This window comes from Pseudomonas sp. UW4 (genome assembly GCF_000316175.1).
GTDB classification, from domain to species: domain Bacteria; phylum Pseudomonadota; class Gammaproteobacteria; order Pseudomonadales; family Pseudomonadaceae; genus Aquipseudomonas; species Aquipseudomonas laurylsulfatiphila.
In genome coordinates this window covers 899536-919810 of the sequence record NC_019670.1, presented here as the reverse complement: position 1 = coordinate 919810, position 20275 = coordinate 899536, and the positions used below count along the sequence as shown (strand labels likewise).

Annotated in this window: 17 protein-coding genes and 1 pseudogene; 8 read left to right on the top strand and 10 right to left on the bottom strand. The window is 60.4% G+C overall.

Annotated elements, in window-relative coordinates; translation table 11 throughout:
• Positions 1 to 159: 159 nt before the first annotated feature.
• The 6 genes from gatC to PPUTUW4_RS03870 all read left to right on the top strand — a co-directional run bounded on the left by gatC (position 160) and on the right by PPUTUW4_RS03870 (position 5383).
• A complete protein-coding gene (gatC, locus tag PPUTUW4_RS03895; RefSeq protein ID WP_007976465.1) occupies positions 160 to 447 on the top strand; it encodes an Asp-tRNA(Asn)/Glu-tRNA(Gln) amidotransferase subunit GatC in 288 nt (95 codons plus the stop codon).
• 16 nt (positions 448 to 463) lie between these two features.
• Positions 464 to 1915: an Asp-tRNA(Asn)/Glu-tRNA(Gln) amidotransferase subunit GatA gene (gatA, locus tag PPUTUW4_RS03890; protein ID WP_007976467.1), complete on the top strand. Its 1452-nt coding sequence runs from the start codon at positions 464 to 466 to the stop codon at positions 1913 to 1915.
• Positions 1916 to 1925: 10 nt separating this feature from the next.
• Entirely contained in the window at positions 1926 to 3371 is a 1446-nt protein-coding gene (gene gatB, locus PPUTUW4_RS03885; protein ID WP_015093486.1) for an Asp-tRNA(Asn)/Glu-tRNA(Gln) amidotransferase subunit GatB, read from the top strand.
• Positions 3372 to 3519: 148 nt separating this feature from the next.
• Positions 3520 to 3894 carry a septal ring lytic transglycosylase RlpA family protein gene (locus tag PPUTUW4_RS03880; protein WP_015093485.1) on the top strand — a complete coding sequence of 125 codons (375 nt, stop codon included), beginning with the start codon at positions 3520 to 3522 and terminating at the stop codon, positions 3892 to 3894.
• A 50-nt stretch (positions 3895 to 3944) separates the two neighbouring features.
• Positions 3945 to 5006 carry a calcium/sodium antiporter gene (locus PPUTUW4_RS03875; protein ID WP_015093484.1) on the top strand — a complete coding sequence of 354 codons (1062 nt, stop codon included), beginning with the start codon at positions 3945 to 3947 and terminating at the stop codon, positions 5004 to 5006.
• Positions 5003 to 5383 (top strand): carboxymuconolactone decarboxylase family protein, encoded by a 381-nt coding sequence (locus PPUTUW4_RS03870; RefSeq protein WP_015093483.1) that lies wholly within the window; start codon positions 5003 to 5005, stop codon positions 5381 to 5383. The genes PPUTUW4_RS03875 and PPUTUW4_RS03870 overlap by 4 nt, the downstream gene beginning before the upstream one ends.
• 156 nt (positions 5384 to 5539) lie before the next feature.
• Here PPUTUW4_RS03870 and PPUTUW4_RS03865 read toward each other — a convergent pair whose 3' ends face one another.
• The 10 genes and pseudogenes from PPUTUW4_RS03865 to PPUTUW4_RS30110 all read right to left on the bottom strand — a co-directional run.
• Positions 5540 to 6481 (bottom strand): AEC family transporter, encoded by a 942-nt coding sequence (locus PPUTUW4_RS03865; RefSeq protein WP_015093482.1) that lies wholly within the window; start codon positions 6479 to 6481, stop codon positions 5540 to 5542.
• Positions 6482 to 6640: 159 nt separating this feature from the next.
• Complete coding sequence (garD, locus tag PPUTUW4_RS03860) at positions 6641 to 8194, bottom strand: galactarate dehydratase (protein ID WP_015093481.1); 1554 nt, start codon at positions 8192 to 8194, stop codon at positions 6641 to 6643.
• An 11-nt stretch (positions 8195 to 8205) separates the two neighbouring features.
• Positions 8206 to 9573 (bottom strand): MFS transporter, encoded by a 1368-nt coding sequence (locus PPUTUW4_RS03855; RefSeq protein WP_015093480.1) that lies wholly within the window; start codon positions 9571 to 9573, stop codon positions 8206 to 8208.
• Between the two features lie 169 nt (positions 9574 to 9742).
• Positions 9743 to 11188, bottom strand: coding sequence for an aldehyde dehydrogenase family protein (locus PPUTUW4_RS03850; protein ID WP_015093479.1), 1446 nt, complete (start codon positions 11186 to 11188; stop codon positions 9743 to 9745).
• Positions 11189 to 11249: 61 nt separating this feature from the next.
• On the bottom strand, positions 11250 to 12161 hold the full coding sequence (kdgD, locus tag PPUTUW4_RS03845; protein ID WP_007981458.1) for a 5-dehydro-4-deoxyglucarate dehydratase: 912 nt from the start codon (positions 12159 to 12161) through the stop codon (positions 11250 to 11252).
• Between the two features lie 424 nt (positions 12162 to 12585).
• Positions 12586 to 13335: a FadR/GntR family transcriptional regulator gene (locus PPUTUW4_RS03840; RefSeq protein ID WP_015093478.1), complete on the bottom strand. Its 750-nt coding sequence runs from the start codon at positions 13333 to 13335 to the stop codon at positions 12586 to 12588.
• A gap of 193 nt (positions 13336 to 13528) precedes the next feature.
• Complete coding sequence (locus PPUTUW4_RS03835; RefSeq protein ID WP_015093477.1) at positions 13529 to 15256, bottom strand: ABC transporter ATP-binding protein/permease; 1728 nt, start codon at positions 15254 to 15256, stop codon at positions 13529 to 13531.
• A 97-nt stretch (positions 15257 to 15353) separates the two neighbouring features.
• Positions 15354 to 15914 (bottom strand): response regulator transcription factor, encoded by a 561-nt coding sequence (locus tag PPUTUW4_RS03830; protein WP_007973041.1) that lies wholly within the window; start codon positions 15912 to 15914, stop codon positions 15354 to 15356.
• A complete protein-coding gene (locus tag PPUTUW4_RS03825; RefSeq protein ID WP_015093476.1) occupies positions 15907 to 17169 on the bottom strand; it encodes an ATP-binding protein in 1263 nt (420 codons plus the stop codon). Before PPUTUW4_RS03825 ends, PPUTUW4_RS03830 begins: the two co-directional genes overlap by 8 nt.
• Positions 17170 to 17255: 86 nt before the next feature.
• A pseudogene (locus PPUTUW4_RS30110) lies at positions 17256 to 17369 on the bottom strand (outer membrane lipoprotein carrier protein LolA); the annotation flags it as partial.
• 107 nt (positions 17370 to 17476) lie between these two features.
• Here PPUTUW4_RS30110 and PPUTUW4_RS03820 point away from each other — a divergent pair.
• Together PPUTUW4_RS03820 and PPUTUW4_RS03815 are read left to right on the top strand one after the other, a co-directional pair.
• Positions 17477 to 18193, top strand: coding sequence for an SIMPL domain-containing protein (locus PPUTUW4_RS03820; RefSeq protein WP_015093475.1), 717 nt, complete (start codon positions 17477 to 17479; stop codon positions 18191 to 18193).
• Positions 18194 to 18640: 447 nt separating this feature from the next.
• A complete protein-coding gene (locus tag PPUTUW4_RS03815) occupies positions 18641 to 20266 on the top strand; it encodes an ABC transporter substrate-binding protein (protein WP_007973045.1) in 1626 nt (541 codons plus the stop codon).
• The last annotated feature ends 9 nt before the right edge of the window (positions 20267 to 20275 follow it).

The following is a 20275-nucleotide window of genomic DNA, read 5'->3' as shown; positions in this document are numbered from 1 at the left end:
AACGACAGGGATTTTGGGCAAGGCGCCAATATGTTAAATTGGACGCTTTTCTGTGCACCAAGCCCCACAATCGCGGCCTTATGACCGTAGAAGTGCGGTAGTGTTCCGACAATCTAACACACGGACGCGGTCCGTTTTGTTTTCCACTGGAGAATCCCAATGGCGCTAGAACGCTCCGACGTGGAAAAAATCGCTCATCTGGCCTGTCTGGGCCTCAATGATGCCGATCTTCCACACATCACTTCGGCCCTCAACAGCATTCTCGGGCTGGTCGACGAAATGCAGGCGGTCAATACCGACGGTATCGAACCGCTGGCCCACCCGCTGGAAGCAAGCCAGCGCCTGCGCGCGGACGTCGTGACCGAGACCAATAACCGCGAGGCCTACCAGTCCATCGCACCAGCGGTCGAAAACGGCCTGTACCTGGTTCCGAAAGTCATCGACTAAAGGGAAAGAGCCTGCAATGCATCAATTGACTCTGGCCGAGATCGCCCGCGGACTCGCCGATAAAAAGTTTTCCTCCGAAGAGCTGACCAAAGTCCTGCTGGCGCGCATCGCCCAGCTCGATCCACAGCTCAACAGTTTCATCAGCCTTACCGAAGACCTGGCGCTGACGCAGGCGAAAGCCGCTGACGCCCGCCGGGCCAATGGTGAGAGCGGCGCCCTGCTCGGCGCGCCGATCGCCCACAAAGACCTGTTCTGCACCCAGGGCATTCGCACCAGTTGCGGCTCGAAGATGCTCGACAACTTTAAAGCACCGTACGACGCCACTGTCGTCGCCAAGCTGGCTGCCGCCGGGGCCGTGACCCTGGGCAAGACCAACATGGACGAATTCGCCATGGGTTCGGCCAACGAGTCGAGCTACTACGGCGCGGTGAAAAACCCGTGGAACCTGGAACACGTGCCGGGCGGTTCGTCCGGTGGTTCGGCGGCGGCGGTTGCCGCTCGTCTGTTGCCGGCAGCTACCGGCACCGACACCGGCGGTTCGATCCGTCAGCCGGCGGCCCTGACCAACCTCACCGGCCTGAAACCGACGTACGGTCGTGTTTCGCGCTGGGGCATGATCGCCTACGCCTCCAGTCTCGATCAGGGCGGCCCGTTGGCGCGCACGGCCGAAGACTGCGCGATTTTGTTGCAAGGTATGGCCGGGTTCGATCCGAACGACTCCACCAGCATCGATGAACCCGTGCCGGACTACAGCGCCAGCCTCAACGGCTCGCTGCAAGGCCTGCGCATCGGTGTGCCGAAGGAATACTTCAGCGCCGGTCTCGACCCGCGCATCGCCGAACTGATCCACAACAGCATCAAGGAGCTGGAAAAGCTCGGCGCCGTGATCAAGGAAATCAGCCTGCCGAACATGCAGCACGCGATTCCTGCGTACTACGTGATCGCCCCGGCGGAAGCCTCTTCCAACCTGTCGCGTTTCGACGGTGTGCGCTTCGGCTATCGCTGCGAGGACCCGAAAAACCTGGAAGACCTGTACAAGCGCTCCCGTGGTGAAGGCTTCGGCGCGGAAGTGCAGCGCCGGATCATGGTCGGTGCCTACGCGCTGTCCGCCGGTTACTACGATGCCTACTACCTCAAGGCGCAGAAGATCCGTCGCCTGATCAAGAACGACTTCATGGCGGCCTTTAATGAGGTCGACATCATCCTCGGCCCAACCACGCCGAACCCGGCCTGGAAGCTCGGCGCCAAGAACAGCGACCCGGTCGCTGCGTACCTGGAAGACGTCTACACCATTACCGCCAACCTCGCCGGCCTGCCGGGCCTGTCGATGCCGGCCGGTTTTGTCGACGGTCTGCCGGTTGGCGTGCAGCTGCTCGCCCCGTATTTCCAGGAAGGCCGCTTGCTCAACGTTGCGCACCAGTATCAGCTCAACACTGACTGGCACACCCGCACCCCAACCGGCTTCTGAGGAGACACACATGCAATGGGAAGTCGTGATCGGGCTGGAGATTCACACCCAGCTCACCACCCGGTCGAAAATCTTTTCCGGTAGTTCCACCACCTTCGGTTCCGAGCCGAACACCCAGGCCAGCCTGATAGACCTGGGCATGCCCGGCGTGCTGCCGGTGCTGAACCAGGAAGCGGTGCGCATGGCGGTGATGTTCGGTCTGGCGATTGACGCCGAGATCGGCCAGCACAACGTGTTCGCCCGTAAAAACTACTTCTACCCGGACCTGCCCAAGGGCTACCAGATCAGCCAGATGGAATTGCCGATCGTCGGCAAGGGCCACCTGGACATCGCCCTGGAAGATGGCACGGTCAAACGTGTCGGCATCACCCGCGCGCACCTGGAAGAAGACGCCGGCAAGAGCCTGCACGAAGAATTCAGCGGCGCCAGCGGCATCGACCTGAACCGTGCCGGCACGCCTTTGCTGGAAATCGTTTCCGAACCGGACATGCGCAGCGCCAAGGAAGCCGTGGCTTACGTCAAGGCGATCCACGCGCTGGTGCGTTACTTGGGGATTTGCGACGGCAACATGGCCGAAGGCTCGCTGCGTTGCGACTGCAACGTATCGATCCGTCCGAAAGGCCAGGCCGAGTTCGGCACCCGCTGCGAGATCAAGAACGTCAACTCGTTCCGCTTCATCGAAAAAGCGATCAACAGCGAAATCCAGCGTCAGATCGAGCTGATCGAAGACGGCGGCAAGGTGATCCAGCAGACCCGCCTGTACGATCCGAACAAGGACGAAACCCGTCCGATGCGCAGCAAAGAGGAAGCCAACGACTACCGTTACTTCCCTGATCCGGACCTGCTGCCAGTCGTGATCGAAAACACCTTCCTCGACGACGTGCGCGCCACCCTGCCGGAATTGCCGCCGCAGAAGCGCGAGCGCTTCCAGGCGCAGTTCGGCCTGTCGGCGTACGACGCCAACGTGCTGGCCACCAGCCGCGAGCAGGCGGACTACTTCGAGAAGGTCGCAAGCATCAGCGGCGACGCCAAGCTGGCGGCGAACTGGGTGATGGTCGAGTTGGGCAGCCTGCTCAACAAGCAAGGCCTGGACATCGAACAGTCACCGGTTTGCGCCGAGCTTCTGGGCGGCATGCTGCTGCGCATCAAGGACAACACCATCTCCGGCAAAATCGCCAAGGTGGTGTTTGAAGCGATGGCGAACGGCGAAGGCAGCGCGGACGAGATCATCGACAAGCGCGGCCTCAAGCAAGTGACCGACACTGGCGCGATCTCGGCGGTGCTGGACGAAATGCTCGCGGCCAACGCCGAGCAGGTCGAACAATACCGCGCGGCAGACGAAGCCAAGCGCGGCAAGATGTTCGGCTTCTTCGTCGGCCAGGCCATGAAAGCCTCCAAAGGCAAGGCCAACCCGCAGCAAGTGAACGAACTGCTGAAAAGCAAGCTCGAAGGCTGATGAGGATGGAGCCAGCCCTAAAATCTGGCTCCTTTCCCTTGTGGGAGCGGGCTTGCTCGCGAATGCTGTTCGGCACTCAACACAAAGTTGACTGTCAGAATGCATTCGCGAGCAAGCCCGCTCCCACATTTGTTTTTGGAAGCTTTAAATGAAGCGTCTACTTGGATTATGCGCCCTCCTCTCGCTCCTGGCCGGTTGCGCCAGCACCGACACCGTCGATCCGCATGGTTACGACAAAACCGGCGTGGCTTCGTACTACGGCTCCAAACACCAAGGCAAACGCACCGCCAGCGGCGAGCGTTTCAACAAGAATTCCATGACCGCCGCCCATCGCCAGCTACCCTTCGGTACGCGGGTGAAGGTCACCAATCTGAATAACGACAAGTCCTGCGTGGTACGCATCAATGATCGCGGGCCGCACACCCGTGGCCGCCTGATCGACCTGTCCCAGGAAGCCGCCGAGCGCCTGGGCATGCTGCGCAGCGGCACCGCGCGGGTTCGCGTGCAAGCCCTCGACGACTGACCGATGGAGCCCCGACCATTTTCGGACTAGCCGATTTACCCCTGATCAGCGTGATCGAATTGCTCAGCGGATTGCTCCTGCTGATTGTCGGCGCCGAATTGATGGTGCGCGCCGCCGTACGCATTGCCGCGCGGTTGCACATACGCCCGTTGATCATCGGCCTGACCATCGTCGCCCTCGGCAGCAGCGCACCGCAAATGGCGGTCAGCCTGCAGGCGACCCTGGCGCACAATGCCGACATCGCCGTCGGCAGCGTGATCGGCAGCAGCATTTTCAACATCCTCGTCACCCTCGGGCTGTCCGCCCTGATCATTCCTTTGCGGGTTTCCCGGCAACTGGTACGCCTGGATATTCCACTGATGATCGGTGCCAGCCTGCTGGTGTTCGTACTCGCCTGGAATGAAGAACTGACCCGTTTCGACGGAGTGATACTGCTGACGGCACTGGCGATTTACCTGGGGTTGCTGCTGCGCCAGTCACGACACTCTGCACGCCCGGTATCGAGCCATGACCATCATGCGCAAGCGCCATGGCTGAGCAGCCTGCTGATGATCGTCGCCGGGCTAGTGATGCTGGTGTACGCCGGGCACTTGCTGCTGGGCGCCGCGGTTGCGGTCGCCACCGATCTTGGGTTGTCGGAGCGGATCATCGGCCTGACCATCGTCGCCGTCAGCACCTCACTGCCTGAGCTCGCCACTTCGTTGATCGCGGCGATGCGCGGCGAACGTGATATCGCCGTAGGCAACGTGATTGGCAGCAACCTGTTCAATCTCCTGGGCGTGCTCGGCTTTACTGCACTGGTGGCGCCATCGCCACTGTCGGTGTCGCCCAATGCCCTGGATTTCGACCTGCCGGTGATGCTCGGCGTCGCGGCGCTTTGCCTGCCGGTGTTCTACTCCGGCTACCGGGTGACCCGCGCCGAAGGCCTGTTGTTTCTGGGTTTATACCTGGCGTATGGGCTGCACGTGGTGTCGTTCACCACCGGCATGCCACTGGCCGGCAAGCTGGAACACCTGATGCTGTTTTTCGTCCTGCCGGCGCTGGTGGCGTTTTTGCTGTTCACGTCGCTACGCGCCTGGCATCGCCAACACCATAAGAAGGAAGCCCCATGACCGAGAATAAAAAAACCGGCGTTGAAGTTCGTCGCCAAGTAATGGGCGACGCCTTCGTCGACCGCGCACTGGGCAACGCCACCGAGTTCACCCAGCCGCTGCAGGACTTCGTCAATGAGCACGCCTGGGGCGGCGTGTGGAATCGCGAAGGCCTGCCGCTGAAAACCCGCAGCCTGATCACCCTCGCCGCCCTGACCGCGCTCAAGTGCCCGCAGGAATTGAAAGGTCACGTGCGCGGGGCCTTGAACAACGGCTGCACCGTGGAGGAAATTCGCGAGGCGTTGCTGCATTGTGCGGTGTATGCCGGCGTGCCGGCGGCGATCGATGCGTTTCGCGCGGCGCAGGAAGTGATCGACAGCTATCAGCAACCTGAGTGAGTCATTGAAATTCAGGTTGCCTGATCTGGCGCCATCGCGAGCAAGCTCGCTCCCACAGGGGGCTTCGGTGTGAACAGAGTTTGATTAACAACAACGAAACCTGTGGGAGCGAGCTTGCTCGCGATGAGGCCCTGAAGAACGCCACAAACTCCAGGGTCAGATCCACCCACCCCACTGCAACAAAAAGATCCCGACGTTGGTGGTGACCGCCGCCATCAGCGTGGTGATCACGATAATCGCCGCCGCCAGTTCATGATTGCCCTCGGCCGCCCGCGCCATCACAAAACTGGCAGCGGCGGTCGGGCTGCCGAAGTACAGAAACAGAATCCCTAATTCCGCGCCGCGAAAACCCCACAGCCACGCACCCAGCGTCGCCAGCACCGGCAAGCCGATCATCTTCACCAGGCTTGAACTCAGCGCCATGTTGCCGCTTTTGCGCAGCGCCGCCATGGACAAGGTGCCGCCGATGCAGATCAGCGCCAGCGGCAAGGTGGTTTGCGCCAGGTACTGGCCGGAGGTCTCCAGCCAGCCTGGCAAGCCGATCTTGAAATAGGCGAAGGGCGCCGCCGCCATCACGCTGAGGATCAACGGATTGCTCAACACGCTTTTGCAGATACTCCACGGATCGGACTTGATCACCGGGCTGTACACCGCCAGCACGATGGTCGAAAGCGTGTTGTAGAACAGGATCACCAGCGCCGCGAGGATCGCCCCGAGGGAAATCCCGTAGTCGCCGTACATGCTGGCCGCCAGCGCCAGACCGATCACCCCGTTGTTACCGCGAAAGGCGCCCTGGGTGTAGATCCCCCGATCTTCCCGCGGACACTTCCAGATCGCCCAGCCCCAGGCGATGGCAAAGCCCACCAGGGTCGCGAGGGAGAAATAGATCAGCAGCGCCGGCTGCAACGCCGCGTGCAGGTCGGCATGCAGGATGCCCAGAAACAGCAGCGCCGGCATGGTGACATTGAACACCAGGGACGACGCCGTGTGGATGAAGTTGTCGTTGATCCAGTCGATGCGCTTGAGCAGCGCACCCAGAAACAGCATGGCGAATACCGGCGCGGTGATGTTCAGGGTTTCGAGGAATATTGCCAGCATGCCGGAGAGGACCTTGGGGTGGGCGTCGTTAGGGGGCTAATGATAAGCCACCAAGTCCTTCGGTGTCTGGTCGACCGCCTTCGCGAGCAAGCCCGCTCCCACAGGTTCAGCGCAATCCTTGTGGGAGCGGGCTTGCTCGCGAAGAACGATAACGCGGTCTTACGTGATCGGCGCCGGGTTGAACAGGGTGATATCGTTATGCAGCTTGTGCTGCTGCGCCCACGTCTGCTTCTTGCCGCTGGCCACGTCCAGATAGTAGTGGAACAGCTCCCAGCCCAGCTCCTCGATCGATGCGCGGCCGGTGGCAATGCGCCCTGCGTCGATGTCGATCAGGTCCGGCCAGCGCTGCGCCAATTCAGTCCGGGTCGACACCTTCACCACCGGTGCCATGGCCAGTCCGTAAGGCGTACCGCGACCAGTAGTGAACACGTGCAGGTTCATCCCCGCCGCCAGTTGCAGCGTCCCGCAGACAAAATCGCTGGCCGGCGTCGCGCAGAAGATCAGGCCTTTGCGCTTGAAACGCTCGCCAGGGCCAAGCACGCCGTTGATTGCGCTGCTGCCGGACTTGACGATCGAGCCCAGGGACTTCTCGACAATGTTCGACAGCCCGCCCTTCTTGTTGCCCGGCGTGGTGTTGGCGCTGCGGTCCGCTTCGCCCTTGGCCAGGTAACGGTCGTACCAGTCCATTTCCCGCACCAGCTCCTGAGCGACTTCCTTGGTCTGCGCGCGGGACGTCAGCAGGTAGATCGCGTCGCGCACTTCGGTGACTTCGGAGAACATCACCGTCGCACCCGCACGCAGCAACAGATCCGATGCGTAACCCAGCGCCGGGTTGGCGGTGATGCCGGAGAATGCATCACTGCCGCCACACTGCATGCCGAGAATCAGCTCGGACGCCGGCACGGTTTTCCGGCGACGTTGATCGAGCTTCTTCAAACGGGTTTCGGCCAGTTCCATGATCTGCTCGATCATCTCGGTGAAGCCGTGGCTGGAGTCCTGCAAGCGGTACAGCCATGGCTCGCTCAAATCCACCGAACTGTCGTTCTCGTGCATCACCTGCCCGGCCTGCAATTTCTCGCAGCCCAGGCTGATCACCAGCGCTTCGCCGCCCAGGTTCGGATTGCGCGCCAGATTGCGCACCGTGCGAATCGGGATGTACGCGTCGGTGGCGGTGATCGCCACGCCACAGCCGTAGCTGTGGGTCAGCGCTACCACGTCATCGACGTGCGGGTACTTGGGCAGCAACTCGGCCTTGATGCGCTTGACCGCATGATCGAGCACTCCTGTCACACATTGCACGGTGGTGGTGATGCCGAGGATGTTGCGCGTGCCGACGGTGCCGTCAGCGTTGCGATATCCCTCGAAGGTGAAACCTTCCAGCGGTGCTTGCGCGACGGGCACATCGGTGGACAGCGGCAGGCTGTCCAGCGGTGGCGCGGTCGGCATGCGCAGTTGATCTTCCTTGACCCAGCTGCCGCGGGGAATCGGCTGCAAGGCGTAGCCAATGACCTGGCCGTAACGAATCACCTGGCCACCCTCGGGAATGTCTTCCAGGGTGACCTTGTGGCTCTGTGGCACGAAGTCCACGGTCACCAGGCCGTCCGCAAATTCGGTACCGGCCGGTACGCCCTGATCGTTGACCACGATCACTACGTTATCCCGCTCGTGCAGGCGGATGTAGCGCGGCGAGTCGGAATGTTCAATCAACTGCATGACGCCGCTCCTCAGGAATGCGCTTGAGACAATTTGCCAGGGGCTTCAGAACCATTCGCGGGAGGCTCTTTGAGCACCACACGCTTGATCGGACCCACGATCACCAGATAGCTGAACACCGCGACCAGCGCGTTGCAACCGACGAACACCAGCGCCCACTTGAACGAACCGGTGGAGCTGATGATGTAGCCGATGACGATCGGGGTGGTGATCGAAGCCAGGTTACCGAAGGTGTTGAACAGGCCACCGCTCAGACCGGCGATCTGCTTGGGCGAAGTATCGGACACCACGGCCCAGCCCAGTGCGCCAACGCCTTTGCCGAAGAACGCCAGGGCCATGAAGCCGACGACCATCCATTCAACATCCACGTAGTTGCAGGCCACGATGCTGCTGGAAACCAACAGGCCCGCAATGATCGGCGCCTTGCGGGCGAAGGTCAGGGAATGGCCTTTGCGCAGCAGGTAATCGGAAATCACCCCGCCGAGCACACCACCGATGAAGCCGCAGATCGCCGGCAAGGACGCGATGAAACCAGCCTTGAGGATGGTCATGCCACGCTCCTGCACCAGGTACACCGGGAACCAGGTCAAGAAGAAGTAAGTGATGCCATTGATGCAGTACTGGCCCAGGTACACGCCGAGCATCATGCGGTTGGTCAGCAGTTGGCGGATGTAGTCCCACTTCGGACCGTCGCCCTTTTTGCCTTTGCCTTTGTCCTGGTCCATGTCGACCATGCCACCGTTGTCCGCGATGTGCTTGAACTCGGCATCGTTGATCATCGGATGCTGGCGCGGGCTGTAGATCACCTTCAGCCAGATCCCGGAGAAGATGATGCCGATCACGCCCATGACGATGAACACATGCTGCCAGCCAAAGGCGTAGACAATCCAGCCCATCAGTGGAGCGAACAACACGGTGGCAAAGTATTGCGCCGAGTTGAAGATCGCCGAAGCGGTGCCGCGTTCAGCAGTCGGGAACCAGGCTGCGACGATGCGCGCGTTGCCGGGGAAGGATGGCGCTTCGGCCAGGCCCACCAGAAAGCGCAGCATGAACAGCGCAACCACGGCTGTGGACATGCCGAACTCGCCGACATAACCCTGCAGCACGGTGAACAGCGACCAGGTGAAGATGCTCAATGCGTAGATTTTTTTCGAACCGAAACGGTCCAGCAACCAGCCGCCGGGGATTTGCCCTGCCACGTAGGCCCAACCGAATGCGGAGAAGATGTAGCCGAGGGTAACGGCGTCAATGCCCAGGTCTTTCTGCAGGCTGGAGCCAGCGATTGCGATGGTAGCCCGGTCGGCGTAGTTGATCGTGGTCACCAGAAACAGCATGAGCAGGATCAGATAGCGGACGTGAGTCGGCTTGGTCGATTGCATGTAGATGTACTCCCACTGATTATTTTTATGCGCGGGTGAATCTTTGTTTCCCCTGTGGGAGCGAGCTCTGCTCGCGATGGTGGTCAACGATGACGCGGGGTATCAGGTTCACCGCCGCGACCTCACGACCATCGCGAGCAAGCTCGCTCCTACAACAGGGGTGTTGCGTTTACGAACCGATGTAGCTGGTTTTCACGACCGTGTAGAACTCTTGCGCATAGCGACCTTGCTCACGTGATCCATAGGATGAACCTTTACGCCCACCGAACGGAACGTGGTAATCCACACCGGCGGTCGGCAGGTTGACCATCACCATCCCGGCCTGGGAGTGGCGCTTGAAGTGGTTGGCGTACTTCAACGAGGTGGTGGCAATACCCGCCGACAGCCCGAACTCGGTGTCGTTGGCCATGGCCAGCGCGGCTTCGTAATCGGCGACGCGGACGATGTTGGCCACCGGGCCGAAGATCTCTTCGCGGCTGATGCGCATCGACGCTTCGCTATCGGCAAACAGGGTCGGCGCGAGGAAGTAGCCCTCGGTGTCGCAGGTCACCAGACCACCGCCGCTGACCAGTCGTGCACCTTCGGACTGGCCGATGTCGATGTACTTCATGTCCTGTTCAAGTTGCGCTTGCGAGACCACCGGCCCGATATCGGTGCCAGCCTTCAACGCATGGCCGACCTTGATCGACTTCATGCGCTCGGCCATGGCTTCGACGAACTTGTCGTGGATGCCAGCAGTGACGATAAAGCGACTCGAAGCCGTGCAACGCTGGCCGGTGGAGTAGAACGCGCTCTGTACCGACAGCTCGACCGCTTGCTTGAGGTCGGCGTCGTCGAGAATGATCTGCGGGTTCTTGCCGCCCATTTCCAGCTGCACCTTGGCCTGGCGCGATACACAGTTGACGGCGATCTGACGACCGACACCAACCGATCCGGTGAAGCTGATGCCATCGACTTTCGGGCTGTTGACCAGCGCTTCGCCGACTACGCGACCGCTGCCCATTACCAGGTTGAACACGCCTGCCGGGAAACCGGCGCGGGAGATGATTTCCGCCAGGGCCCAGGCGCAACCGGGAACCAGGTCCGCCGGCTTGAGCACGACACAGTTGCCGTAGGCCAGCGCCGGGGCGATTTTCCACGATGGGATCGCGATCGGGAAGTTCCACGGGGTGACCAGACCGACCACACCCAAGGCTTCGCGAGTGACTTCAACGTTGACGCCCGGACGCACCGACGGCAGATAGTCGCCGGACAGACGCAGGCATTCACCGGCGAAGAACTTGAAGATGTTGCCGGCGCGGGTCACTTCACCGATGGCTTCGGGCAGGGTCTTGCCCTCTTCCCGGGCCAGCAGGGTGCCGAGCTCTTCGCGGCGGGCGAGGATTTCAGTGCCGACTTTATCCAGGGAATCGTGGCGCGCCTGGATGCCGGAAGTGGACCACGCCGGGAACGCCGCACGGGCAGCTTCGATGGCAGCGTTGACCTGGGCCAGGTCAGCCTTGGCGTAGTCGCCAATGGCGTCGCTCAGCTCGGACGGGTTGATGTTGGTCGAGTAATCGCTGCCGGAAACCCACTCGCCATTGATGTAGTTATCGAAACGCTTTGCATCTGCCACTTTAAGATCTCCTCACGCAAAAAGCCGCTGATTGCTCAGCGGCCTTACTTAATCGGATGTGTTACTGCGCGCCCTGCTTGTCGATCAGCGCGGCGAGCATTTCGTACTCTTCGCCGGTCAGATCGGTCAGCGGCGCACGCACGGGACCGGCGTCGTAGCCGGCAATCTTTGCCCCGGCCTTGACGATGCTCACGGCATAACCGGCCTTGCGGTTACGGATGTCCAGGTACGGCAGGAAGAAGTCGTCGATGATCTTGCCGACGGTGGCGTGATCTTCGCGAGCGATCGCGTGGTAGAAGTCCATCGCGGTTTTCGGGATGAAGTTGAACACCGCCGAGGAGTAAACCGGTACGCCCAGCGCCTTGTAGGCTGCGGCGTAGACTTCGGCGGTCGGCAAACCGCCCAGGTAGCTGAAGCGATCACCGAGGCGACGACGGATCGACACCATCAACTCGATATCACCCAGGCCATCCTTGTAGCCGATCAGGTTCGGGCAGCGCTCGGCCAGGCGTTCCAGCAGCGGCGCGGTCAGGCGGCAGACGTTACGGTTGTAGACCACCACGCCGATGTTGACCGATTTGCACACGGCTTCAACGTGGGCTGCAACACCATCCTGGCTAGCTTCAGTCAGGTAGTGCGGCAGCAGCAACAGGCCCTTGGCACCCAGGCGCTCGGCTTCCTGTGCGTATTCAATGGCCTGACGGGTCGAACCGCCCACGCCGGCCAGGATTGGCACGCTGGTGGCGCAAGTGTCGACCGCAGTCTTGATGATTTCCGAATATTCGCTGGCCGCCAGAGAGAAGAACTCACCGGTGCCGCCCGCGGCGAACAGCGCCGAGGCGCCGTATGGGGCCAGCCATTCGAGACGCTTGATATAACCCGCGCGATTGAAGTCGCCCTGAGCATTGAAATCGGTGACCGGGAAAGACAGCAGACCGGCAGAGAGGATGGACTTCAGTTCTTGTGGATTCATTATTCGAACACCCTGGATAGCGACGTTGTGTGAGATAACCGTTCAGCCTGCGCCGAAGTTGTAGGTCATCGTACAACTTAAAATACAACCGTCAACTGCATTTCATCGCTGGGGGTGAAAATTGTTCGACACGAATACGTACAACCCTTGTTTTATTGGCTTACGCGGAAGAGGACAGGGATGATCACACCTCGAAAAACAGGTGCTCAGGAGATACGTTGTCGGAGGATTGTGGCGAGGGATAAGTACAACAGAGGCTGACTGAAGGTTTTGTGGGATGGCTTACGGCCCTTTCGCGAGCAAGCCCGCTCCCACATTTGAGTTTCTGCGAACTCACAATTTGTGCACGACACAGATCAAGTGTGGGAGCGGGCTTGCTCGCGAAGGCAATCTGTCAGTCCAACACAGGATTGGATCAGTACACTCAGCCCCGCTGCGCCTCAGCCTCTTCATGGGCATGGCGCAATCGTTCACGACTGTTGGTCAGGTGCAGACGCATGGCGGCCCGGGCCGCATCGGAATCCTGACGGGCAATGGCGTCGTAGATTTCCTCGTGCTCACGGCTCAGACGCCCCATGTAGTGCTGCTGGTCGTCATGGGCCAGGCGCGCGGAATTCAACCGTGTGCGCGGGATAATGCTGGTGCCCAGGTGGGTCATGATGTCGGTGAAATAACGGTTGCCTGTGGACAGCGCTATTTCGAGGTGAAAGGCGAAGTCCGAAGCCACGGCGTCACTGGCGTGGGCGGCGCTTTCATTCAACGCATCGAGGGCGGCGCGCATGTTGGCCAGTTGTTCCGGACTGCGACGTTGCGCCGCCAGGCCGGCGGACTCCACTTCCAGGCTGATGCGCAGTTCCAGGATCGCCAGCACATCGCGCAAGGTCACCACGGTCGCCGGGTCGATACGAAAGCCACTCGGGCTCGGCGTGTCGAGCACGAAGGTGCCGATGCCATGGCGGGTTTCCACCTGGCCGGCCGCCTGCAGACGGGATATCGCTTCGCGCACCACCGTGCGGCTGACACCATGGGCATCCATGATGGCCGACTCGGTGGGCAACTTGTCGCCACGCTTGAGATGACCGTCGCGGATCTGCTCGGACAGCACCGTCACCAGTTCCTGAGCGAGGCTGCGGCGCTTGCGTGGGAGGCGTGGTGTGTCGATCGGGTTTTCCATGGTGAACATCGGTCTCGAAAAGTTCGGCGGCTGAAAGCGCATCATAGCGCAACGCGGTTGTACGATCACCACCGCCCCATGTAGGAGCGAGCTTGCTCGCGATGGAGGCTAACGATAACGCGTGCTTTCTGAATAAACGCGGCGCTTTCAAGTCCATCGCGAGCAAGCTCGCTCCTACAAGGAATCGGGGTGTTTATGCGGTCACGGCCTGGTCCACCAGATGACCATTCTCGATACGAACGTGCCGCGGATGGAAGCGCTTGAGGCTGCTGCGATGGCCGACGCTGACAATGCTCAGCCCCGGCAATTCATCGATCAGCGCCTGGTACAGCGTGGCCTCGTCTTCTTCGTCCATCGCCGAGGTCGCTTCGTCCATGTACAGCCATTGCGGTGCATAAAGCAGCGCACGGGCAAAGGCCAGGCGCTGCTGCTCACCCGGAGACAACATGCGCTGCCAGTGGTTGGCTTCGTCGAGACGGGCAATCAGGTGCGGCAAACGACAGGTTTCCAGCACCTGCACGTAGCGCTCGTTCGGATAGGTATCGCCGGGCTGTGGATAACTGAGGACATCACACAGGGTGCCAATCGGCAGATACGGTTTTTGCGGCAGGAACAGGTAACGCGCCGATGGCAGGCGAATACTGCCATGGCCGGCCGGCCACAGATGCCCCATTGCCCGCAGCAGTGTCGACTTGCCGCTGCCGGAGCGACCGCTGAGCATCACACGCTCGCCCTTCTCCACAGTCATGTCGGCGTTGGTCAGCAGGTGACGACCGTCCGCCAGGTCGAGGCCGAGGTTGTGCACCTTCAGGACGGAGCCCGAATTCTGCACGTCGATCGCTGGCGCACGCTCTTCGTTGTCACGCATGGCCTGGTGGAAGCTCAGCAGACGATCGCAGGTGGCGCGCCAGGAAGCGAGGCTCTGGTAGGCACTGATGAACCAGCTGAAGCTTTCCTGCACATTGCCGAACGCCGAGCTGATCTGCATCAGTTCGCCCAGTTCGATCTTGCCGGAGAGGTAACGCGGCGAGGCAACGATGAACGGGAAGATGATGGCTGCCTGGCTGTAACCGGCGGTGAAAAACGTCAGGCGCTTGGACACCTTCATGATGTCCCAGAAGTTATGCCAGACCATCCCGAAGCGACTGCTCAACCGACGATTTTCGTTCGGCTCGCCGTTGTACAACGCGATGCTTTCGGCATTCTCGCGAATCCGCACCATGGAGAAACGCAGGTCGGCTTCGAAGCGTTGTTGTTGGTTGTTCAGACCGATCAGGCGACGACCGATCAAATGCGTCAGCCAACTGCCCACCACGGCGTAGACCAGCACGCACCAGAACATGTAGCCGGGAATGGTGATGCCGAACACTTCGATACTGCCCGAAACGCCCCACAGGATGATCGAGAACGACACCAGGCTGACGATATTGCGCAGCAGCCCGATACCCAGTTCAAGGGTGTTGGAGGTGAAGTTGTTGAGGTCTTCGGAAATCCGCTGGTCCGGGTTATCGGTGTAACCGCCCTGCTCCAGCTGGTAGTAGTTTTTGTCCGCCAGCCAACGGCTGAAATGCTTTTCGGTGAGCCACGCCCGCCAGCGGATCGTCAGCATCTGCGTCAGGTAAAGCCGATACACCGCGCCAACGATCGCCACCGCAGCTATCGCACAGAAATACAGGATCAGTTGCCAGAACGCTGCCTCGTCCTTCTTTTGCAGGGCGTTGTAGAAGTCCTTGTACCAGGTGTTGAACCACACCGAGATCCCCACGCTGATCAGTGACAGAGCGATCACCGCGATCAGCAATGTCCAGGCCTTGACCTTCTCTTCACTGCGCCAGTAAGGCGTGATCATTGCCCACACTTTGCGAAAAAACTGCCCGCGCACGGCGTCGTTGACCGCGGAATACTCAGCGTTCTGATTCATGGATAAGGCTCGATAAAGAAAAGAACACGCACGAACCGATCATAGATGATCGGTCCGGTTTGTCGCGAGATACGGCCCGCATTCGTTCAGCGCAGGTTCAGCGGCGAACGGGGCGCTTCTGCAGTTTGCGCTGCAGGGTGCGGCGGTGCATGCCCAGGGCGCGGGCAGTGGCGGAGATATTGCCTTCGTGCTCGGTCAGCACGCGCTGGATGTGCTCCCACTGCAGGCGGTCCACGGACATCGGGTTTTCCGGCACCAGGCTGTCGAGGTCGGCGTGTTCGGACAGCAGCGCCGCCAGCACGTCGTCGGCGTCCGCCGGTTTGCACAGGTAGTTGCAGGCACCGCGCTTGATCGCTTCGACGGCGGTGGCAATGCTCGAATAACCGGTGAGGATCACCACGCGCATTTCCGGGTCCATTTCCAGCAACTTGGGCAGCAGCACCAGGCCCGAATCGCCGTCCATTTTCAGGTCCAGGGCGGCGTAATCCGGCAGATCGGCCTTGGCCAGCTCCAGGCCTTCTTCGGCGGAACCAGCGGTGCTGACGCGAAAACCGCGACGGGCCATGGCGCGGGCCATGACGCGGGTGAATGTGGCGTCGTCATCGACCAGCAACAAATGCGGCAGTTCTTCGCCTTCGACTTGGATCTCTTCACTCATGTTCGTCTCCTCGGGCGACACGGGGAAGGCGCAGCTCGGTGAGTGTGCCGCCTTCCTCATGACTGTAGAGTTTCACTGAGCCGCCGGCGCGTGTCACGCTGGCCTTGCTCAAAAACAGGCCCAGGCCGAAACCTTTGCCCTTGGTGGTAAAAAACGGTTTGCCGATTTGCTCGGCGATGGCCAGCGGCACACCGGCGCCATGGTCACGGATGCTGATGGTGAGGTTTTCCCAATCCCAGTCCAGCGTCACCTGCAGCCCTTCGGGGCAGGCATCGGCGGCGTTGTTCAGCAGATTCAGCAACGCCTGGGTCAAATCCGGCGGCGGCGCCATACGAGGTACTGCGCCCTGACCGAGGCGCTGGAAGCGATAACTGGCTTCCGGACGCATCAGGTGCCAGCGATTGAGGGCTTCATCAAGCCAGTCGGTGACGTCCTGCATCTCCACCGCCAACCGGCGATTGGCCTCTGCGGCGCGCACCAGATGTTGCAAGGTCTCTTTACACAACTTGACCTGATCCTGCAGCACGCTCAGGTCATCCTGCAACATCGGGTCAGGGTGGTCCTGACGCATTTCCTTGAGTAGCACACTCATGGTCGCAAGCGGCGTGCCCAGTTCATGGGCGGCGCCAGCGGCCTGGGTGGCGACGGCCAACAATTGCTGATCGCGCAGGCCTTCTTCGCGACGAATGGCGCGCAGCTCTTCCTGACGACGCAGTTCTTCGGCCATGCGCGCGGCGAAAAACGTAATGACCGCAGCCGCGAGGGCAAAACTCAACCACATCCCGTATACCTGCAGGTTTTCCCGGGCGATGGGGAAGGTTTGCAACGGATAGAACTGCGCCAGCAGCAGTGTGTACATCGTCAACGCGATACCCGAGAGGATCACCGAATAACGCCATGGCAACGTCACGGCGGCAATGGTCAGCGGCACCAGGTAATAGGAGACGAAGGGGTTGGTCGAGCCACCGGAGAAATACAGCAATGCGCTGTGGATAAACAGGTCGCAAGCCAGTTGTACGGCGTATTCGAGCTCGGTCACCGGCCACGAGGTACGCAGGCGAATCGCTGTGAACACGCACAACAGCATCGAACAGGCGAGGGTCGCAGCCAGTTGAAACCAGGGCAGAGGCAACAATTCGAGCCAGTAGGCCAGGCCCACGGAACCGGCCTGGGCGGCCAGCACCAATGTGCGGATGAATGTCAGCCGCCAGAGGTTCTGGCGAGTGGCGGAAGTGATTTGAACGGGGGCGAGCATGAGCTCTCCTGATGAGCGCTCCAGGCGGATCGCAGGGAGTATAACCAAGCGCGGGGGCTGACAGGCAAAAGTGCGGCAAACGGCCACAGTGTAGGAGCGAGCTTGCTCGCGAAAAACCGGAGCGCGCCACGGGGTGCCAGACTTGCCGCGTAATCGTTGACGACCTTCGCGAGCAAGCTCGCTCCTACAAAGGGCCGCATGCATCTGTATAGAAGTTGTAACTGTGCGAACCAGAGCATAAAAGCTAGAGTCTGATGGTTTCACGCAGGCCCGGACCATACCCCTGCGCACCTTTCAAGGAGCCTTCATGCACACATTCCGCCGCAGCGCCGCCCTCCTCGCCCTGAGTCTCGGCACCGTCGCCAGCCTCCCGGCCCTGGCCGCCGACGAACTGCATTACAACCAGATTTCCCTGCGCGCCGAAGTCAGTCAGGAAGTGGCCCGCGACCTGATGATCGTGACCCTCTACACCGAAGAACAGAACAGCGATCCGGCCAAACTCGCCGCCGACGTCAGCACCACCATGAACAAGGCGTTGGCCCAGGCCAAGCAGGTCAAGGACATCACCCTGCGCCAGGGCAGTCGCAACAGCTACCCGATCTACGACACCAAGGGCCAGAAAATCACCGGCTGGCGCGAGCGCGCCGAATTGCGCCTGGAAAGCTCGGACTTCGCCGCACTGTCGAAGCTGACTGGCGAGCTGCTCACCGACCTGAAAATGGGTGGCATGGACTTCGCCATTGCCACCCCGACCCGCAAGACCAGTGAAGACGCCCTGCTCAAGGACGCCGTGACCGCCTTCAAGGCCCGCGCCCAACTGGCCACCGATGCCCTCGGCGGCAAAGGCTACAAAATCGTCAACCTGAACCTCAACAGCAGCGGTTATCCACAGCCATACCTGCGCGCGCCGATGATGATGAAAGCGGCCGCCATGGACGCCGCCCCCGTGACACCGGATGTCGAAGCCGGCACCAGCCAGGTCAGCATGACCGCCGATGGCTCGATTGAAGTGCTGATGCCTTGAATCGATAGCCCGTAGACATAAACGGCGATCATTAAAATGATCGCCGTTTTTTTTGGCAGTTATCAGGCATGAGCTATAACTGGATAGATCCACCCGAGAAATGCCGTCGATTGGCCACTATCGGTGCAACAATAACCACTCTTATTCACGCCATGCCCACCCCAGCATCCGGGGTATGAATAAGTAACACCCCCGCCCCACGCGGGAGCAACCCGAGCCGGGCGCGCACCGTAAAAGTGCGTCACTTGCACCGTAAAAACGCCGCGCAAACGGTCAAATGCGTCAGGAATTATACAAATGCGACATTAAGGTACGTTCGTGCCACCGTTTAAGGCTTGTAGTCACTCTGGATCTTGCATTGGGTATGGCCCCTGCATAAGTATCCGCAGGCACGACTCACGAGGTCGTCCTCTAATTCCAAAAATGACAACAAATCATGAGGCCACCATGCTTAAACAAGCGGTCATTCCGTTTTTAGTCGGCGCCAGCCTGTTGGCTAGTGCACCGTTCGCTCAAGCTGCGACTAACCTGGTGTTCTGCTCCGAAGGGAGCCCGGCCGGTTTCGATCCAGGTCAATACACCACCGGAACCGACTTCGACGCCTCTGCAGAAACCATGTTCAACCGCCTCACCCAGTTCGAGCGCGGCGGCACCGCTGTCATTCCAGGTCTGGCGACCAGCTGGGACGTCTCCGATGACGGCCTGACCTACACCTTCCACCTGCGTGAAGGTGTGAAGTTCCACACGACCCCGTACTTCAAGCCGACTCGTGAGTTCAACGCCGACGACGTGCTGTTCACCTTTAATCGCATGATTAACAAGGATGACCCGTTCCGCAAAGCGTACCCGACCGAATTCCCGTACTTCACCGACATGGGGATGGACACCAACATCACCAAGATCGATAAGGTCGACGACAAAACTGTCAAGTTCACCCTCAAGGACGTTGATGCCGCGTTCATCCAGAACATGGCCATGAGTTTCGCCTCGATTCAGTCCGCCGAGTACGCTGCCCAGCTGCTCAAGGAAGGCAAGGCCGCCGACATCAACCAGAAGCCGGTCGGCACTGGCCCGTTCGTGTTCAAGAGCTACCAGAAAGACTCCAACATCCGCTACACCGGGAACAAGGACTACTGGAAGCCTGACGACGTGAAGATCGACAACCTGATCTTCGCCATCACCACCGACCCGTCGGTACGTATCCAGAAGCTGAAGAAGAACGAGTGCCAGGTCACCCTGTTCCCTCGTCCGGCCGACCTGAAGGCGCTGAAAGAAGACAAGGACCTGAAACTGCCTGACCAGGCCGGCTTCAACCTGGGCTACATCGCCTACAACGTGATGCCCAAGGTCAAGGGTCAAACCGATGCCAACCCGCTGGCCGAGCTGAAAGTTCGCCAGGCACTGGACATGGCGGTCAACAAGCAACAGATCATCGACTCCGTGTACCAGGGCGCCGGCCAACTGGCCGTCAACGCCATGCCACCGACCCAGTGGTCCTACGACACCACCATCAAGGATGCGCCGTACAACCCTGAGAAAGCCAAAGAGCTGCTCAAGGAAGCTGGCGTGAAAGATGGCACCGAAATCGTTCTCTGGGCGATGCCGGTACAGCGTCCATACAACCCGAACGCCAAACTGATGGCAGAAATGCTGCAGTCCGACTGGTCCAAGATCGGCCTCAAGGTCAAGATCCAGAGCTACGAGTGGGGCGAGTACATCAAGCGCTCCAAAGGTGGCGAGAACCAGGCGATGCTGATTGGCTGGAGCGGTGACAATGGTGATCCGGACAACTGGCTGAACGTGCTGTTCGGCTGCGACTCGCTGGAAGGCAACAACTTCTCCAAGTGGTGCGACAAGAAGTTCGACGACATCGTCAAGCAGGCCAAGCGCACTTCCGACCAGGCCAAGCGCACCGAACTGTACAAGCAGGCGCAACACGTCCTCAAAGATGCAGTCCCGATGACACCTATCGCTCACTCGACGGTGTTCCAACCCATGCGCGCCAACGTGCAGGACTTCAAGATCAGCCCATTTGGCTTGAACTCCTTCTACGGCGTCAGCGTCAGCAAATAAGGTTTTGCA

Bases quoted from the DNA above. Each gene is read 5' to 3' on its own strand.
- PPUTUW4_RS03835 (WP_015093477.1), bottom strand. From the start codon at position 15,256: ATGAATCAGAACGCTGAGTATTCCGCGGTCAACGACGCCGTGCGCGGG.
- PPUTUW4_RS03815 (WP_007973045.1), top strand. From the start codon at position 18,641: ATGCTTAAACAAGCGGTCATTCCGTTTTTAGTCGGCGCCAGCCTGTTG.
- kdgD (WP_007981458.1), bottom strand. From the start codon at position 12,161: ATGAATCCACAAGAACTGAAGTCCATCCTCTCTGCCGGTCTGCTGTCT.
- PPUTUW4_RS03840 (WP_015093478.1), bottom strand. From the start codon at position 13,335: ATGGAAAACCCGATCGACACACCACGCCTCCCACGCAAGCGCCGCAGC.
- PPUTUW4_RS03825 (WP_015093476.1), bottom strand. From the start codon at position 17,169: ATGCTCGCCCCCGTTCAAATCACTTCCGCCACTCGCCAGAACCTCTGG.
- PPUTUW4_RS03870 (WP_015093483.1), top strand. From the start codon at position 5,003: ATGACCGAGAATAAAAAAACCGGCGTTGAAGTTCGTCGCCAAGTAATG.
- PPUTUW4_RS03820 (WP_015093475.1), top strand. From the start codon at position 17,477: ATGCACACATTCCGCCGCAGCGCCGCCCTCCTCGCCCTGAGTCTCGGC.
- garD (WP_015093481.1), bottom strand. From the start codon at position 8,194: ATGCAGTTGATTGAACATTCCGACTCGCCGCGCTACATCCGCCTGCAC.
- PPUTUW4_RS03830 (WP_007973041.1), bottom strand. From the start codon at position 15,914: ATGAGTGAAGAGATCCAAGTCGAAGGCGAAGAACTGCCGCATTTGTTG.
- PPUTUW4_RS03855 (WP_015093480.1), bottom strand. From the start codon at position 9,573: ATGCAATCGACCAAGCCGACTCACGTCCGCTATCTGATCCTGCTCATG.
- gatA (WP_007976467.1), top strand. From the start codon at position 464: ATGCATCAATTGACTCTGGCCGAGATCGCCCGCGGACTCGCCGATAAA.
- PPUTUW4_RS03865 (WP_015093482.1), bottom strand. From the start codon at position 6,481: ATGCTGGCAATATTCCTCGAAACCCTGAACATCACCGCGCCGGTATTC.
- gatC (WP_007976465.1), top strand. From the start codon at position 160: ATGGCGCTAGAACGCTCCGACGTGGAAAAAATCGCTCATCTGGCCTGT.
- PPUTUW4_RS03880 (WP_015093485.1), top strand. From the start codon at position 3,520: ATGAAGCGTCTACTTGGATTATGCGCCCTCCTCTCGCTCCTGGCCGGT.
- gatB (WP_015093486.1), top strand. From the start codon at position 1,926: ATGCAATGGGAAGTCGTGATCGGGCTGGAGATTCACACCCAGCTCACC.